The sequence below is a fragment of the Fibrella aestuarina BUZ 2 genome, assembly GCF_000331105.1.
Taxonomy (GTDB): domain Bacteria; phylum Bacteroidota; class Bacteroidia; order Cytophagales; family Spirosomataceae; genus Fibrella; species Fibrella aestuarina.
Genome location: NC_020054.1, coordinates 2,859,451 through 2,875,430, shown reverse-complemented (window position 1 = coordinate 2,875,430; position 15,980 = coordinate 2,859,451). Strand labels below are relative to the sequence as shown.

At 56.4% G+C, this 15,980-nt stretch carries 14 protein-coding genes and 1 tRNA gene; 11 read left to right on the top strand and 4 right to left on the bottom strand.

The window, feature by feature from the left end; genetic code table 11:
* Positions 1-3: 3 nt before the first annotated feature.
* The 10 genes from FAES_RS11790 to FAES_RS11745 all read left to right on the top strand — a co-directional run bounded on the left by FAES_RS11790 (position 4) and on the right by FAES_RS11745 (position 11,120).
* Entirely contained in the window at positions 4-339 is a 336-nt protein-coding gene (locus FAES_RS11790) for a hypothetical protein (RefSeq protein ID WP_041257801.1), read from the top strand.
* A 163-nt stretch (positions 340-502) separates the two neighbouring features.
* A complete protein-coding gene (locus FAES_RS11785; RefSeq protein ID WP_015331435.1) occupies positions 503-1,603 on the top strand; it encodes an endo-1,4-beta-xylanase in 1,101 nt (366 codons plus the stop codon).
* Positions 1,604-1,700: 97 nt separating this feature from the next.
* The gene (locus FAES_RS11780) at positions 1,701-3,626 is read left to right on the top strand and encodes a sialate O-acetylesterase (RefSeq protein WP_015331434.1); all 1,926 of its coding nucleotides are present in this window, start codon (positions 1,701-1,703) and stop codon (positions 3,624-3,626) included.
* A gap of 222 nt (positions 3,627-3,848) precedes the next feature.
* A complete protein-coding gene (locus tag FAES_RS11775) occupies positions 3,849-4,424 on the top strand; it encodes an RNA polymerase sigma factor (RefSeq protein WP_015331432.1) in 576 nt (191 codons plus the stop codon).
* Positions 4,421-4,777 (top strand): hypothetical protein, encoded by a 357-nt coding sequence (locus tag FAES_RS30605; RefSeq protein WP_229364466.1) that lies wholly within the window; start codon positions 4,421-4,423, stop codon positions 4,775-4,777. Before FAES_RS11775 ends, FAES_RS30605 begins: the two co-directional genes overlap by 4 nt.
* Positions 4,770-5,234 carry a Spy/CpxP family protein refolding chaperone gene (locus FAES_RS11765; protein ID WP_148289349.1) on the top strand — a complete coding sequence of 155 codons (465 nt, stop codon included), beginning with the start codon at positions 4,770-4,772 and terminating at the stop codon, positions 5,232-5,234. Before FAES_RS30605 ends, FAES_RS11765 begins: the two co-directional genes overlap by 8 nt.
* A 77-nt stretch (positions 5,235-5,311) precedes the next feature.
* On the top strand, positions 5,312-5,698 hold the full coding sequence (locus tag FAES_RS11760; RefSeq protein ID WP_015331430.1) for a hypothetical protein: 387 nt from the start codon (positions 5,312-5,314) through the stop codon (positions 5,696-5,698).
* Positions 5,699-5,751: 53 nt separating this feature from the next.
* Positions 5,752-8,748, top strand: a complete 2,997-nt coding sequence (locus FAES_RS11755) for a TonB-dependent receptor domain-containing protein (protein ID WP_015331429.1) — start codon at positions 5,752-5,754, stop codon at positions 8,746-8,748.
* 259 nt (positions 8,749-9,007) lie between these two features.
* Positions 9,008-10,516, top strand: coding sequence for a zinc-dependent metalloprotease family protein (locus FAES_RS11750; RefSeq protein ID WP_148289348.1), 1,509 nt, complete (start codon positions 9,008-9,010; stop codon positions 10,514-10,516).
* 25 nt (positions 10,517-10,541) lie between these two features.
* A complete protein-coding gene (locus FAES_RS11745) occupies positions 10,542-11,120 on the top strand; it encodes a hypothetical protein (RefSeq protein ID WP_015331427.1) in 579 nt (192 codons plus the stop codon).
* Between the two features lie 104 nt (positions 11,121-11,224).
* Here FAES_RS11745 and FAES_RS11740 read toward each other — a convergent pair whose 3' ends face one another.
* The 4 genes from FAES_RS11740 to FAES_RS11725 all read right to left on the bottom strand — a co-directional run bounded on the left by FAES_RS11740 (position 11,225) and on the right by FAES_RS11725 (position 15,594).
* Positions 11,225-12,088: a sigma-70 family RNA polymerase sigma factor gene (locus tag FAES_RS11740; RefSeq protein ID WP_015331426.1), complete on the bottom strand. Its 864-nt coding sequence runs from the start codon at positions 12,086-12,088 to the stop codon at positions 11,225-11,227.
* A 67-nt stretch (positions 12,089-12,155) separates the two neighbouring features.
* On the bottom strand, positions 12,156-14,291 hold the full coding sequence (gene pnp / locus FAES_RS11735; protein WP_015331425.1) for a polyribonucleotide nucleotidyltransferase: 2,136 nt from the start codon (positions 14,289-14,291) through the stop codon (positions 12,156-12,158).
* Between the two features lie 382 nt (positions 14,292-14,673).
* Positions 14,674-14,949: a 30S ribosomal protein S15 gene (gene rpsO / locus FAES_RS11730; RefSeq protein WP_015331424.1), complete on the bottom strand. Its 276-nt coding sequence runs from the start codon at positions 14,947-14,949 to the stop codon at positions 14,674-14,676.
* A gap of 102 nt (positions 14,950-15,051) precedes the next feature.
* On the bottom strand, positions 15,052-15,594 hold the full coding sequence (locus tag FAES_RS11725) for a PAS domain-containing protein (RefSeq protein WP_015331423.1): 543 nt from the start codon (positions 15,592-15,594) through the stop codon (positions 15,052-15,054).
* A 274-nt stretch (positions 15,595-15,868) separates the two neighbouring features.
* Between FAES_RS11725 and FAES_RS11720 the strand changes: the two genes are divergently transcribed.
* A tRNA-Asp gene (locus FAES_RS11720) sits at positions 15,869-15,942 on the top strand.
* Positions 15,943-15,980: the final 38 nt, after the last annotated feature.

The window sequence follows — 15,980 nt, the reverse complement described above, 5'->3', positions numbered from 1 at the left end:
ACCATGAAAACGTTGTTTTTTTCTTTATTCTTATCGCTTGTCACTATTGTGGCATTCGCACAGAACCCAATTGACGGCAGCTGGAAAGGCAGCCGCGAAACCCCAAACGGTACCTTTGAGGTAAACTATACTTTCAAGGTAGAGGGAAACAAATTAACCGGAACCTGGAAGACTCAATTCGGAGAGTCTCCACTACAGGAAGGCACTGTTGATGGCAAAAAGATTTCGTACACCATCTCATTTAACGACCGAAAAATGACGTATACTGGCGAATTAGTCTCTGACAAAGAACTAGTTGTAAAAAGTGAGCGCGGCGAAATGAAACTCGCCAAGCAATAAAAAATTGTGTCATTCAATCGAACCTTTATTTTTTCGATTGAATGACACAATTCTGTTTTTACATACTTTTTTTTAGCAGGCGCCCGTAGCCCAATTTGGCGTCACGACTTGTTTGAGGCTTCGTCGTTATAAGTTAAGTAGTCCATCAAAAAAGTATATCTCAATGATTTTAAAAAGAAACTACGTGGCTGTAAGTACGGCCATGTTCATGATGGGGACGGTGGCTGGATTTTCTCAATCCATTCCATCCTTAAAAGACGCGTACAAAAAGGATTTCGGCATCGGCACCTGCCTCAACAACGCGCAGATCGAGGAACGCGACCCGGCCACGACGGCCTTCATTGCAAGCCAGTTCAACATGGCCACGCCCGAAAACATCATGAAATCGGCGCTGCTGCATCCGAAGTGGGACACCTACGATTTTACGATGGGCGACAAACTGATTGAATTCGGCAAGAAGCACAACATCAAGATCAACGGCCATACCTTGATCTGGCATAGTCAACTGCCGTCGTTCATTCGGGGTATTAAAAGTGCCGATTCGATCCGGACGTTCTTTACCGATCACATCAAAACGGTGGCGGGTCATTACAGCGGTAAGGTTTACTCGTGGGATGTGGTCAATGAAGCGCTGAACGAAGACGGGACCATGCGGAAGTCCGTGTTCCTGCAATACCTGGGCGATGATTTCGTGACGGAAGCGTTCCGGCTGGCGCAGCAGGCTTCGCCTAAAACGGAACTGTACTACAACGACTACAACAACGAACAACCCAAAAAGCGGGCGGGCTGTATTGAGCTTGTGAAAAAGATCAAAGCCGCTGGCGTTCGTATCGACGGTGTGGGTATTCAGGGGCACTGGCACGTGGGCAAAGTACCGTTCAAAGACATCGAAGAAAGCATCCTGCAATACGCCGCGTTAGGCGTGAAAGTGATGTTTACCGAGCTGGACATTGAGGTGTTGCCCCGCAATTTTCAGGGTGCCGACGTAGGGCAGCGCATGACGGCCAACGCCCAGTCGAACCCCTACCCCGATGCCTTGCCCGACAGTGTGCAACAACAACTGGCTTCTGATTACGAGAATCTGTTCAAGCTGTTCCTCAAGCACAAAGACAAGGTCACCCGCGTCACGTTCTGGGGCGTCAACGATGGCGATAGCTGGCTGAATGGCTGGCCCATCCGGGGCCGGACCAACTACCCGCTCCTCTTCGACCGAAAAAACCAGCCAAAACCCGCTTTCGACAAAGTAATTGCGCTAAAGAAATAGCCTTTTACCAACGTCACAAAAACACCGCTGTCCACGTGTCAGCGGTGTTTTTGTGACGCCCGTTTTTTAGACAGGCGAACCGCCTACGACAACCTCAATGATGAAAACGATCGGATTCGTTTGGTTCTTTTTTCTGCTCAGTGTCGGTGCGCAGGCGCAGCTTCGGTTACCCAGCCTGATCAGCGATGGCATGGTCCTGCAACGCGACAAGCCCCTGACCATCTGGGGATGGGCCAAAGCCGGGGAGAAAATCAGCGTGCGCTTCAACCGGAAAAGCTACAAAGCCACCACGGATGCGGGCGGCACATGGCGGGTGACCCTGCCAGCGATGCCAGCGGGTGGGCCGTTCACGATGGATGTTATCGGCAATACGCAACTAACGGTCAAGGATATCCTACTGGGTGATGTGTGGTTTTGCAGTGGGCAAAGCAACATGGTGCACCAGCTTAATATCCACGACGTAACCTACGCCAGCGAAATCGCACAGGCCAACTACCCGCAGATACGGCAGTTCTGGGTGCCTACGCTCACCAACCTGCAAGGCCCCCAAACCGACGTACCCAACGGACAATGGAAAAAAGCCGTGGGCGACGACGTACGGCCCTTTTCGGCTGTGGCGTATTTCATGGCCAAAAAGCTGCACCAGTACTACAAAGTCCCCATCGGCATCATCAACGCCAGCGTGGGCGGCACCCCCATCGAAGCTTGGATCAGCGAAGCCGGCTTCAGCGAACTGCCGACGCAGAAAGCAACCATCGAAAAAAATAAGGACACCACATACATCAACAGCCTGACCCGCCGCGCCCCCGCCACCCGGCCCGCGCCACCCGTCGATCTGGGTATGAACGGGCCCGCCAAATGGTATGAAACCAGCTACACCCAGAAAGGCTGGCGCCCGATCAACATGCCGGGCTATTGGGAAGATCAGGGTATCAAAGACCTCAATGGCGTAGTCTGGTACCGGCGCGAGATCGACTTACCGGCCAGTATGACGGGCAAAGCCGCCAAAGTCTTTCTGGGCCGGATCGTCGATGCCGATGAACTCTACATCAACGGCAAGCCGGTGGGCCGAACCACCTACATGTACCCCCAGCGCCGCTACAACGTACCTGCCGACTTGCTGAAAGCGGGCAAGAACACGTTCGTCGTGCGGGTGACCAACACAGCGGGAAAAGGCGGTTTCGTGCCCGATAAACCCTACTGCATCTTCGCCGGTGCCGATACCGTTGACCTCAAAGGCACCTGGCAGTATAAAGTAGGCACCGCCTATCGGCCCTTCGCGGGTGGTGGTTTTGGCGGGGGCATTAACGCCCAAAACCAGCCAACGGCGCTCTACAACGCCATGGTCGCCCCCGAAATCCAGTATGCCATCAAAGGGTTCTGCTGGTATCAGGGCGAAAGCAACGCGGGGCGGCCACAGGAGTATCAAACGCTGCAAACCGCGCTGATCAACGACTGGCGCAACCGCTGGAACCAGGGACCATTGCCGTTTCTATACGTGCAACTGCCGGGCTTCATGGACTACAACTATCAGCCTTCCGAAAGTGGCTGGGCGCTGTTGCGGGAAGCCCAGCTCAACGCCTTATCCACGCCTAACACGGCCATGGCCGTCGCCATTGACCTGGGCGAATGGAACGACATCCACCCCGACAATAAAAAAAGCGTGGGCGAACGGCTGGCGCTGGCGGCTCAGAAACTGGCCTACAACGAGAATCTGGTGTATTCGGGGCCGTTGTACCAGTCAGCGACGGTCGAGGGCAACAAAGTCGTGGTCAGCTTTACGAACGTTGGGGGCGGGTTAATGGCCAACGACGGCGAGGAACTGGGCGATTTCGCCATTGCAGGCGCCGACAAGAAATTCGTCTGGGCCAAAGCAAGCATCGTCGGCAACACCGTCGTGGTGAGCAGCGATGAAGTGCCGTCGCCGCAATACGTGCGCTATGCCTGGGCCGACAACCCCGTTCATGCCAACCTGTACAACAAAGAAGGCCTGCCCGCCTCGCCCTTCCGAACGGATAAATAAGCCCAGTGCTCCAGCCGTGTCGTGCAGTTGTACACGTACCCACAAACCACTTACGAATCAACCCGTAAGTGGTTTTTTATTGCCCCTCCCCGAGCAGCCTGCGCGTTTTGCGGTTGTTAAAGCACCAGTTTGCACTGGCCGAAAAAAAAGAAGCGGACACCGCAAGTTTGCCCGCCAATAGGGACCTAACTCATTAACTAACCCACACGGGAGCTACCCGGTATGGACATACCCGCTGATGACATAACGTACCTGGAACGCCTCCGGCAAGGCCACGAACCCACGTTTCGCTGGCTGGTCGAGACGTATCAGCAGCGCGTGTTCCGAACCGCCTTGGCTATTGTCGACTCGGCCGAAGACGCCGAAGATGTGGCACAGGAGGTGTTTGAGGAGGTATTCAAAACCGTCGGGGCCTTTCGCGGCGACGCCAGTCTGGCCACGTGGCTATACCGGATTACGACGTCGCGGGCGCTGAAAAAAGAACGCGACCGAAAACGTAAAAAACGCTTCGCTTTTCTGACGACCCTCTTCGATGACACCGACACGCTCCGCCATGACCCACCCGATCATCAGACGCCTCAGACCACGCTGGAACGCGATGAACGTACCCAGCTTATCCACCGGGCCGTAGCGACGCTGCCCGAAACCCAGCGGATCGCTTTTACGCTGCATTATCAGGAAGAACTTTCGTACGCCGAGGTAGCCTCCATTCTGGAAACCTCAGTAGCAGCAGTCGAATCGCTGCTGTTTCGCGCTCGCCAATCGTTACGCAAAAAAGTAAGCCCAGTACACCTATGAACGACTCAAGCAACGTACCCAACGAATCGGACCGGTGGGAAAACGAATTCCGGCGGTGGGGAAAACGCCCGCAACCCGAGCTCCGTCCGTTTTTTTACACCCGTCTGCAAGCCCGCCTCAACCAGTCGGTCGAGGCGGCGACCTGGCTGCCCTGGTGGCTACGCCGGCCTGCCTACGCTTATGCCGCCCTTGGGCTGCTGGTGCTGCTGAATCTGGGCGCTGTCGTGGGCCTGACGGGCTCCGATGCGCCTACTAACGACGCGGCTCCCGCCATCACCACCTTACAGGATAATTACCTCGTCAATGACCCCGTCGATGACCCCATCGACGATTTCACCCTCGCTTATGAATAACCCCCGCCGTCTCCGTCTGCTCATTGGGCTGGTCATTGCGTTGGCCGCCCTCAACATCGGCCTCTTAAGCTGGCTGTGGCTCAAACCGGGTCGGGCTGCGTTTGGGCGAAACCGGCTCACTAACCCCACGTTTCTGGCCGATACGCTGAAATTCGATGCCGGTCAGCGGCAGCAACTGGATAGCCTGCAAAAACGCTACTTCGGCGAAATCCGCCCCCGGTTCCGGCAGCTACGCAACGACCGTAAGGCCTACTTCCGGCTGGTCGACGCCACGTTCAGCGCCGAACAACGACGTACCCAGCGGCTGGCGTTCTACCAGAAATCGGCCGAGTTGGACTCCATTACATTGGCCCATTTCGACAACGTGGCGGCCCTTTGCACCCCACCGCAGCGCCAGTTGCTGGGTAAACTCCTCACCGACATGCCCCGCCGTACTTTCCGCCGGGCCAGTCGGTGAAAAAAAAGTACCGGTCGACCGCAAGGCAGCGCGCCACGTGGGACCTAAGTCAGTAAACAACAAAACAAATAATACCCATGCAAAAGACACTCATTGCCACTGCACTCCTGTTTGCCCTGTTCGTCACCAACGCCAACGCGCAGAATCGGCGGGGCAACCGCGCCCAAACCGACACGACGGCGCAGGCGGGGCCTCGGTTCAGGCAGATGGAGCAGGTGGCCCAAACCGACCTGCCCACCAGCGTGCTGCCCTACATCAAGGCAACGTACCCAAACGCCGAGGTGCGGCGCGTGGCCAAAGACAAAGAGGGCAAGTTTTACGTTGTGCTGGTCGATGCCAACAAAGCGCGTAAGGTGCTCGTTACCAGCAGCACCGGCGATATCCTCCAGACCCGCGACATGCCCGCCAACATGGGCCGCCGGGGACGGGGTCAGGGCGGCAACAGCCAGCCCGAAACCAACTAGTGTAGCGTAACCGGGCGGGGCCTGTTGGCTCCGCCCCTTTTTCTCTCAACGTCATGAAGCGCCTATCCACCCTCTGCCTCCTGAGCGGCCTGCTGCTGGGTCTCACCACCACTGTTGGCCTTGCCCAGCAACCCGATACGCTGCGTGTGCCCACCCCACCCGCCGACACCCTGCCGGGTATCGTTCGGGACACGACCCGGCCTGATACGGCGCTGGTCAGTGCGCCAGTCGTGTCTACTATTGCCGCTGTCAACACCCCCACCACGGCTGCGTTGCGGGGCACCGTGACCGACATCAAAGGCGACACGCTCATTGGCGTTACCGTCCGGCTCACCAGCCTGCCCGACAGTAGCCTCCGGCGCGGTATGGTGACCGATGTAGCCGGCCAGTTTGCCTTCGATAAATTACCTCTTGGGCAGTACCGGCTCCAGGCGTCGTATGTGGGGTACATGAACGTGACCGACATCGTGCGGCTGGATTCGAGCGGGCAGCAACCGGTATCGATTCGGATGGGCGAAACGGCCCGGCAGCTCAACGAGGTGATTGTTCGGGGGAAGACGTCGACGGCCCAGCAGTTAGGCGATACGCTTCAGTTCAACGCCAACGCCTTCAAGGTCAACCGCGATGCCCAGGCCGAAGATTTGCTCAAGAAGATGCCGGGCGTTGACTTGAGTAATGGCATAAAAGTGCAGGGCGAAGACGTGCGCGAAATTCTGGTCGATGGCAAGCCGTTCTTCGGCGACGACCCGGCCATTGCGCTGCGCAACCTGCCTGCCGAAGTGATCGACAAAATTGAGGTGTTCGACCGGCAAAGCGACCAATCCCGTTTCACGGGCGTCGACGACGGCAACACCACCAAGACCATCAACATCATTACCCGGCCCGACAAGCGCAACGGGCAGTTCGGCAAGGTGTATGGCGGTATCGGCACAGAAGGCACCTACGCGGCGGGCGGCAGCGTCAACCTCTTCAAAGGCGACCGGCGCATCTCCATCATCGGCCAGAGCAACAACGTTAATCAGCAGAACTTCTCGAGCCAGGATCTGCTCGGCGTGCTGGGCGGTAGCAACGGCGGCAATGGCCGGCGAACCGGCGGCCGGGCAGGTGGCGGACGCGGGGGCCGGGGCGGCGGCGCAGGCGGTGGTGGTAATGGGGGCGGTGGCGCCACCAACACCGACAACTTCCTGGTGGGTCAGCAAAGCGGCATCAACACCACCAACTCACTGGGTGTCAATTACTCCGACAACTGGGGCGAGAAGCTGACCGTTCGGGGTAGCTACTTCCTCAACCAGAGCCAGAACCGCAACGAAAGCGCCCTGCAACGTACCTATTTTCAGGACACCAACGACTCGGCACGTACCTACCGCGAGCAATCGACCGACAACGGCTCGAACCTGAACCACCGGCTTAATTTCCGGCTGGAATACACCTTCGACCCCAACAACTCGCTGCTGATGACGCCCCGGCTGAGCCTGCAAACCAACCAGTCGAATTCATTCGCCAACAGCGATACCCGGCTGGGCGACGCACTGCTCAATCAGGCCAACAATACCTATTCGGCTACTAACAATGGCTATACGTTCGGGAATAACCTGCTGTACCGGCACCGCTTTGCCCTGCGGGGACGTACCCTGTCGCTCAACATCGGCACGACGTTTACCAACCGAACCGGTTTGAGCAACCTCTCATCGCTGAACGACTTTTTCGAGGGCGATACCACCCGCCAGCTTATCCAGCAACGTACCCAGACCGCCTCGGCTGGCTATCAGCTGTCGGCCAACCTCACCTACACCGAGCCGGTGGGCAAGGGCATTATGCAGTTTTCGTACAATGCCGGGCTCAACACCAGCAATTCCGACCGATTCACGTACCGCTTCAACCCGTTGTCGGATCAGTTCGATCAGCTCGATTCGCTGCTCAGCAACCGTTTCGACAACGACTACCTGACCCAGCGGGCGGGCGTCGGCTACAACCTGAACACCCGCAAGCTGCGCCTCTCGACCGCCCTGAACCTGCAATATGCCGACCTGCAAAGCGATCAGTTGTTTCCGCGCGTGGGGCAGGTCAACCGCGCGTTTACCAACCTGCTGCCCACCGCCACCGTCGATTACCGCTTTGCCGATGACCTGCGGTTCCGGTTCACGTACCGCACCAGCACCGACGCCCCCAGCATCACGCAGTTGCAGAATGTACTCAACAACACCAACCCGCTCCTACAGACTATCGGTAACCCCGACCTGAAACAGAGCTACACCCACGCTCTCTCGACCCGTTTCACTAAAACGTCGGTGCAGAAAGCCAGCAGTCTGGTGGCGCTCCTGAGCCTCAACTACACGCAGGACCCCATTGGCTCATCATTGTTTATCGCCGACAGCGCCGGGTTTGTGCCGGGTGTCGTCTCCTCAACGGGCGAAGGCGTGTTTCTTCAACCGGGCACACAACTGACCCGCCCCATCAACACCGAATCAGCGCTAAGCACGCGCGGCTTTTTCTCCTACGGCACCCCGCTGACGTTCATCAAGAGCAACCTCAACCTGAACACCTCGCTCATCTACAACAAAACGCCGAGTGTCATCAACGGGCTGGTCAACCGGGCCAACACTTACGGCCTGAGCCAGGGCGTGGTACTGAGCAGCAACATGGGCGAAAAACTGGACTTCACGCTCTCGTACAACTACGGCTTCAACCGGGTGGTCAACACGCTTCAACCCCAGTTAAACACGGCCTTCACGACCCAGTCGGCCGGGGGTAGCGTGGTCTGGAATGTCTGGAAAGGGTTGGTGGTACGCTCCGACGTCAGCCACCAGCGTTATGGTGGGCTGTCCGACGGATTCAATCAGCAGTTTACGCTCTGGAACGCCAGCCTTGCGCAACGGTTTCTCCGCAACCAGAACGGCGAGTTGAAGCTATCGGTATTCGACCTGCTGAATCAGAACACCAGCGTGGGGCGCTCCATCTCGGAGACCTACGTCGAGGACAACCGTTCGCTCGTGCTGCGCCAGTATTTCATGCTGACCTTCACCTACAACCTGCGTCAGTTCCGGTCGTAGCAACCAGCAGGTGGCCAACCACCCAGAGCTTGTCGCCGCGTATAGGATTGCCTGACGTTAATGAAGCACAGGAAACTTACTTGGCTTCCAGGTAAACTACCGCAACACGACCGCTTTGTCAATCAGGTACTTATACCTCTATAAGCTCAGTAGATTAGCGCTAGCAGCCCCCTTAAATCCCGCCTACCTTGCCATTGGTATTCATTTAATCCACGCAACGCCAATGGAGTCGCCACAAACAACCACCCGGAACGCTTTTTTGCGAACTGCCCCCGGGAACGCCTTTTCTAAAACCGACACAACGCCTTACGTCGAACTCGATTTTGCGAAGGCCTCACCGGACGAAATCAGCCAGACGCTGGGCCTGTCCATGTCCGAAGCCAAGAAGCTACAACCCTGGCTACGACGCTACGATGCCAGTAAGGCCCTTAAACCAACGGGTCTTAAACGTGCCACAGCTGAGCTGCTCAGTCGTCATATTGCCTTCAGGGCACTGCCCAAGTTCATCGTTACCAACGTAACGGCCGAACCAACGTACCTGCTGAGTAACCGCACGTTTACGCTGCTGATTCACTTCCTCAATCAGGGCGAACCGCCCGTCGAATTCCTGTCGATCAACGTTGCCTGGGCGGGTGAACCCTTCACGGTGCAGCAGGTGATTCAGCCCGGCGAGCAACGCAAAGGGCAGGTGGCCGTGGCCTTTGATTCAACCCGCACATTGCCGGTTGGCCTGGCCGAATTTACCGTCGATCTGTTCCGGGGCGATGGCAGCCAGGCTTCTTTCGTCAAGTCGTTTTATGTGTTGCCCGCCAATCCGCTTTCTCTACAGGTAGCGCCGGCCGGGGCCACCGTCACCGGTACGTGGAGCGTTCGGGGGGCCTTTCAACCCGCCACCAACACATTCCTGACCGAGTGCCTGGTGACCGTAGCCAACGGCGATGCTGTGCCCGTCACCATGAAACGGCGGGTCAACTGGAGTTTTTGGGATGGTCCCGTCGGGAGTGGTACGCTTGTCGAGTCGGGCGGCTTCGACCTGGGCAGCGCGCCCGTCGTCCCGGCTTTTTCGACCTGGCAGGCGTCTTTCTGGTTCAGTTCACCGGCCGGGAGCGGTATTCACAATAAATACAAAGCCAAGGAAGACCTGGCCATCGAGATCCGCATGGAATCAGCCGCAGGCCGGGTTGTGAGTGGCCAGATTACCGCGCGGGTGATGCTGGCCTATGGCGTTAACATCATCAAAGTGGGCGATTTCGGCGCGCAGGAGCACAACGATCTCTACACGGCGGTCGACCAGATGCGGCAGATCTACGAACGGCGCGACATTACGCTCCGGGGCGTACAGCGGTACATCATCAACAACGCGCAGGCGGGCGGCTTTACGGTGCTGGATAGCGAAACCGAATTTCGGAACCTGCTGTCTGGCTGGTCGGTACAAAACGATTTCGTCGATGTGTATGTGTGTCAGGCCTTCAACTGGAGTACGTTCAACGGCTACGCGGGCGATATTCCCGGACCGACCAGCAAAACGGGCAATAAGGATGGCATCGCCGTCGACAAAACCGGCTTCACGGATGCCTCGGGGGTACGTCGGCTAAACACCGCCGTCCTGAGCCAACTGATTGGGCATGAAGTGGGCCATTATCTGGGCCTTCAGCATCTGGAAGATACCAACAACCTGATGCGCTCGAACACGGGCGTTCGTGGACCCAACCTCGACTATAACCAGTACCGCACCATGCTCCCCCACGGCTACATGGTCTTCATCTAACCACCCACACTCGTTATCCCGAATCATGGAAACTCCCGATTCATTCAGTCGCCCCTCACGCCTGCTCGATACCCTACCGACCAAGGCGATTCAACTCCGAATCCAGTTGAACCAGCAGTTACTGGCCGGTTCCTGCGGATTTGATAAACCCATTGCCCTTTCCTTCACCGACGACGAACAGCAGGTGCTGCGCGTGATCGCGACCGAACGGTTTACGCACCATACCCACCTGCGCAAGCAGGCTGTTCGGGCGTTGGGCTACCAGAGACACGTCGATGCGCTCGATGAACTGGTGCGGCTGGCCAACGCCACGCACGAAGAGGAAACGATCCGGCTGGAAGCCATCCAGGCCACGCATCGCCTGGCCCCGGCCGTTGGCCTGATCGTCATGCAGAACCTCCTGGCCAACGGTCCCTCGATGCTGGCACCGTTCATTCTCCGGCTCCTGAGTGCATCGGAGCAGGCCGACGAACGGGCCCTGGCGCAACAGGTTTTATCACTTAAGAAGAATCAGTCCCTTCGCCAGCAACTGACCCAGGAGCAGCCCAAACGCACGTCACCAACCGCCCCTAAGGCAGACCGCCCGGCAAAGACGAGGTCGTGATCACGCGTTACCAGCAAAAAACCCCGGCCAGTACTGGCCGGGGTTTTTCAATGAATTTAGCTGAACCGGAAATATCTTTGGGGCATTCCAGTTCGCTGTATAGCCTAACCCAGGTACGTCTTCAGCGCTTTCGAGCGTGACGTGTGGCGCAGGCGGCGGATGGCTTTCTCTTTGATCTGCCGAACGCGCTCGCGGGTGAGGTTGAATTTCTCACCGATCTCTTCCAGCGTCATGGCGTGTTCGCCGTTCAGCCCGAAGTAGAGCGTGATTACGTCGGCTTCGCGCTGGGTCAGCGTCGACAGGGCGCGTTGCACTTCTTTACGGAGCGAATCGTTGATCAGGCCTGAATCGGGCTTGTCTTCGCCATCGTTTTCGAGCACGTCGAGCAGGCTGTTTTCTTCACCCTGCACAAACGGCGCATCCATCGACACGTGACGACCCGAAATTTTCAGGGTATCAACCACTTCAGCCGGCGAGATATCGAGTACCGCAGCCAGTTCTTCGGGCGATGGCTCGCGCTCGAATTTCTGCTCCAGATCCGAGAACGTCTTCGAAATTTTGTTCAGCGAACCCACCCGGTTCAGCGGAAGGCGCACAATCCGCGACTGCTCGGCCAGGGCCTGCAGAATAGACTGACGAATCCACCAAACGGCGTATGAAATAAACTTAAAACCACGGGTTTCGTCGAAGCGTTGAGCGGCTTTGATCAGGCCGAGGTTCCCCTCGTTGATCAGGTCACCCAGCGACAACCCCTGGTTCTGGTATTGCTTGGCTACCGACACCACGAAACGCAGGTTGGCCTTGGTCAGGCGTTCGAGCGAGAGCTGGTCCCCTTCCCGAATCTTCTGGGCGAGGGTCACCTCTTCGTCGGGCGTGAGCAGGTCCACTTTACCAATTTCCTGAAGGTATTTATCCAGGGATTGGCTCTCGCGGTTGGTAATCTGTTTTGAAATTTTTAGCTGTCTCATGGCTTATTGAGGTAGGTAGGGCAGTAACACCCTCAAAAAGACGCTACTACCCTTTTTAATCAACAATTCAGGCTTTCGTATTGTTCTCCGGGCGCGGTAGCAGAGCTTTACGAGATAAACGGTATTTACCCGTTTTCTTGTCAATCTCAACCAATTTTACCCGAACCTCATCCCCTACTTTAAAGACGCCGTCCATAGTTTCCAGGCGCTCCCATTTAACCTCTGAAATGTGGAGAAGCCCGTCTTTACCCGGCAGGAACTCAACGAAGGCCCCAAACGGCTGGATGGTTTTCACCTTACCGTCGTAGATTTCGCCTACTTCAGCCGTTGCCGTGATGCCTTTAACGCGGCCAACGGCTTTGTCCATGCTTTCTTTATTGGTCGCGAAAATGCTGACGAAACCAGCGCCTTCCCGCTCTTCGATGTTGACAGTGGCCCCAGATTCACGCTGAATCTCCTGTACCACTTTACCACCGGGCCCGATCACGGCACCGATCTGATCCTGCGCGATCTTGATCACGTAGGCACGCGGCGCAAACGATTTCAGGTCAGGCTTCACGGCGTCGAGCGCTTTCTTCATCTCGCCCAGAATGTGCAGCCGACCAGCGCGGGCCTGCATCAGTGCTTCGGTCAGGATTTCGTACGACAGGCCGTTCACCTTCATGTCCATCTGAACCGCGGTGATGCCTTTCTCCGAACCCGTCACTTTGAAGTCCATATCACCCAGGTGATCTTCATCACCCAGAATGTCTGACAGTACGGCGTATTTACCGGTGGCTTCGTCGGTGATCAACCCCATCGCGATCCCGGCAATGGGCGCTTTGATTTTGATACCGGCGTCCATCAGCGCCAACGTACCGGCACACACCGTCGCCATCGACGACGATCCGTTCGACTCCAGAATGTCGGATACGATACGGATGGTGTACGGGTTATCCTGACCTTCGGGCAGCATGCCTTTGAGGGCGCGGTGGGCCAGGTTACCGTGGCCAACTTCGCGGCGGCTGGCACCCCGGTTGGGTTTTACTTCGCCCGTTGAGAAGCCAGGGAAGTTGTAGTGCAACATGAATTTGTTGTAGCCCTGCGTCAGCGGCTGATCAACGATCTGCTCGTCCAGCTTAGTGCCGAGCGTTACGGTGGTCATCGACTGGGTCTCGCCACGGGTGAAGATGGCTGAACCGTGCGCACGGGGCAGGTAATCGACTTCGCACTGAATGGGCCGGATCTCGTCGAGTTTGCGGCTGTCGAGGCGGTAGCGCTCGTTCAGTACCAGGTTACGCGAGGCTTCCCAAACCAAGTCGTGGAAATACGTCTTGATCAGGCTTTCGTTAACCTCGGCCCCTTCAGGCAGCGATGCCATATATTCGTCGCGAACGGCTTTGAAGCCTTCCGAGCGGGCCTTCTTGCTGGCCTGCCCTTTCTTCGCTACCTCGTAAATCTTGTCGTAACAGAACGCCCGAACGGCAGCGCGCAACTCCTCATCGTGCGTTTCGTGGTTGTACTCGCGCTTTTCGGTTTTGCCAACCTTTGCCTCGAGTTCTTTCTGGGCGGCAATCTGCGCTTTGATGGCATCGTGAGCCACTTTCAGCGCTTCAACCACCTCATTTTCCTGCGCCTCGTCCAGTTCGCCTTCCACCATGTTGATGTCGCGCTCGTTGGCAGCGACAATCAGGTCGAGGGTGGCGTTCTGCAACTCAGACGTCAAGGGATTGATTTTGTATTCGCCGTTGATTTTGGCAACGCGTACTTCCGAAATCGGGCCACCAAACGGAATGTCGGATACGGCCAGGGCCGATGAAGCAGCCAAGGCGGCCAGCTGATCGGGCTGTACTTCGGGGTCGGCCGAGATCATGGTGATCATCACCTGCACGTCGGCGTGGTAATTTTCGGGGAAGGTGGGGCGCAGCGCCCGGTCAACGAGGCGGCTGATCAGGATTTCGTAATCCGACAGCCGACCTTCGCGGCGCTGGAAGCTACCGGGAATCCGACCGGCAGACGCAAATTTTTCCTGGTAATCGACCGACAGCGGCAGGAAGTCGATCCCTTCGCGGGCTTCCTTACTGGCCACGACGGTGGCTAACAACATCGTATCGCCCAATCGAACGACAACGGCTCCGTCGGCCTGACGGGCCAGCTTACCGGTTTCAATCGTGATCTCCCGTCCATCGGGGAGGGCGACCGTTTGTGTGGTGACTTGAAACATACAGACAGTTTTACTTCGCGCTACAACAGCTTTAAAAACATCAAAAATTAGAGACTCTACCCTACCGCTTGCACCACAAAATAGAAGGTCGCTCAACGCCGGTCTGTTGAATCGGAGGAATCGGGGTCCTCATGCGGCCAAACGCCGCCTGCGATAACCGGGATTTGGGAACTTCGCTTTATGAATCAAGCCTAGCCGAAAAGTCACTTTTCGGGCTACGGATTATTCAGAAAAAGAAGGCAACTATTAGATGAGGCGCACGAAAATACCGATGAATGGCATATAACGTCCTTTTTTCAGCACCTAATGATTACTTAGAAATGTCCATATATGCAAACAGGGAACCCGCTAGAGAGTTCCCTGTTCGACGCAACCGATCCGATTACTTACGGATACCGAGTTCCGCAATAATGGCCCGGTAGCGGCTGATATCTTTACGCTGGAGGTAGTCCAGCATGTGGCGACGCTTACCTACCAGTTTAAGCAGTCCCTGACGGGTGCTATAATCATGCTTGTGAGCCTTGAGGTGCTCAGTCAGGTGATTGATCCGGTACGTAAACAACGCAATCTGAGATTCTGCCGAGCCGGTATCAGCCGAAGCCTTCTGAACACCGTGCGAAGCGAAAATTTCCTGTTTCTTTTCAGATGATAAATACATCGTCAGACAGCTTTTTGTTTACACTTGATTTTTTTAACAGGCTGCAAAGGTAGGGAATAAAAGTGGGAAGTCATAGCTTGTCCCTAGCTGCTACGCACCCGCCTACATCATCACCTCTGACTCGATGGCAATGAAGTGGGTCAGTTCGCCCTGACTATTGCGCAGCGGATCGATAGACACCTGGCACTGGTAGGGCTCACCGCCTTTCCGGTAATTGACCAGACTGGCCTCGATAGAGGTCGCCTGCCGCAGGTGTTTCCGAATCCGCGAGAGTTCTGAGTGGCTGGTGTCGGCACCCTGCAAGAACTTAGGCGTCCGGCCCACAGCCTCAGCGGTAGTATAGCCAGTCATGCTTAGAAAGCTGTGACTGGCCCACAGAATGGTTTTCGACAGGTCAGTCAGCACCAGGGTCATCCCCAGGCTAAGGGCCTTCAGGTACGTCTTCCGCTGCTTCCGGGTTAGCTTCCAGTCGAAGATGTCGATAAGTTGGCCAAACACCGTGGCTTCTTTAACCTTCGCTTTTTTCTCGGCCTGATCCAGCAGAAAAATCTCCAGGCAGGGAAGCGGATAGGACCGCTGCCCGTCGAGGTTGCATCGACTGTTGGCCCGGTTAATCATTTCGGTATAAGCTTGTGAAAAAACCATGATTAAAGAAGAGAAAGGTGAAAATCAACTTGAAAGATACTAAAGGCCCGCGTCATCATCAAATCTATTCGTCGATAATGAGGCTACGGGACAGCCGCCAACGCAAAAAAAATTTTACGAGCTAGTCGATTGAGAACCAAGCCAAAAGCGATCTAATCGCAGTAGAAGCCACATTTTTTTCGGGCAAGGGCTTGCGCAACGTGTTTTAACGCTCTACTTTTGCACCACGATAACGGAACAACGCAGCAGCGAAGAGACGAAGTCAAGAGTAAAAGGATTGGTAGTTCAGTTGGTTAGAATGCCGCCCTGTCACGGCGGAGGTCGCGGGTTCGAGTCCCGTCCAGTCCGCAGAAGTTCCCAAAAACGCCCTCAGCAACGCGCTGAGG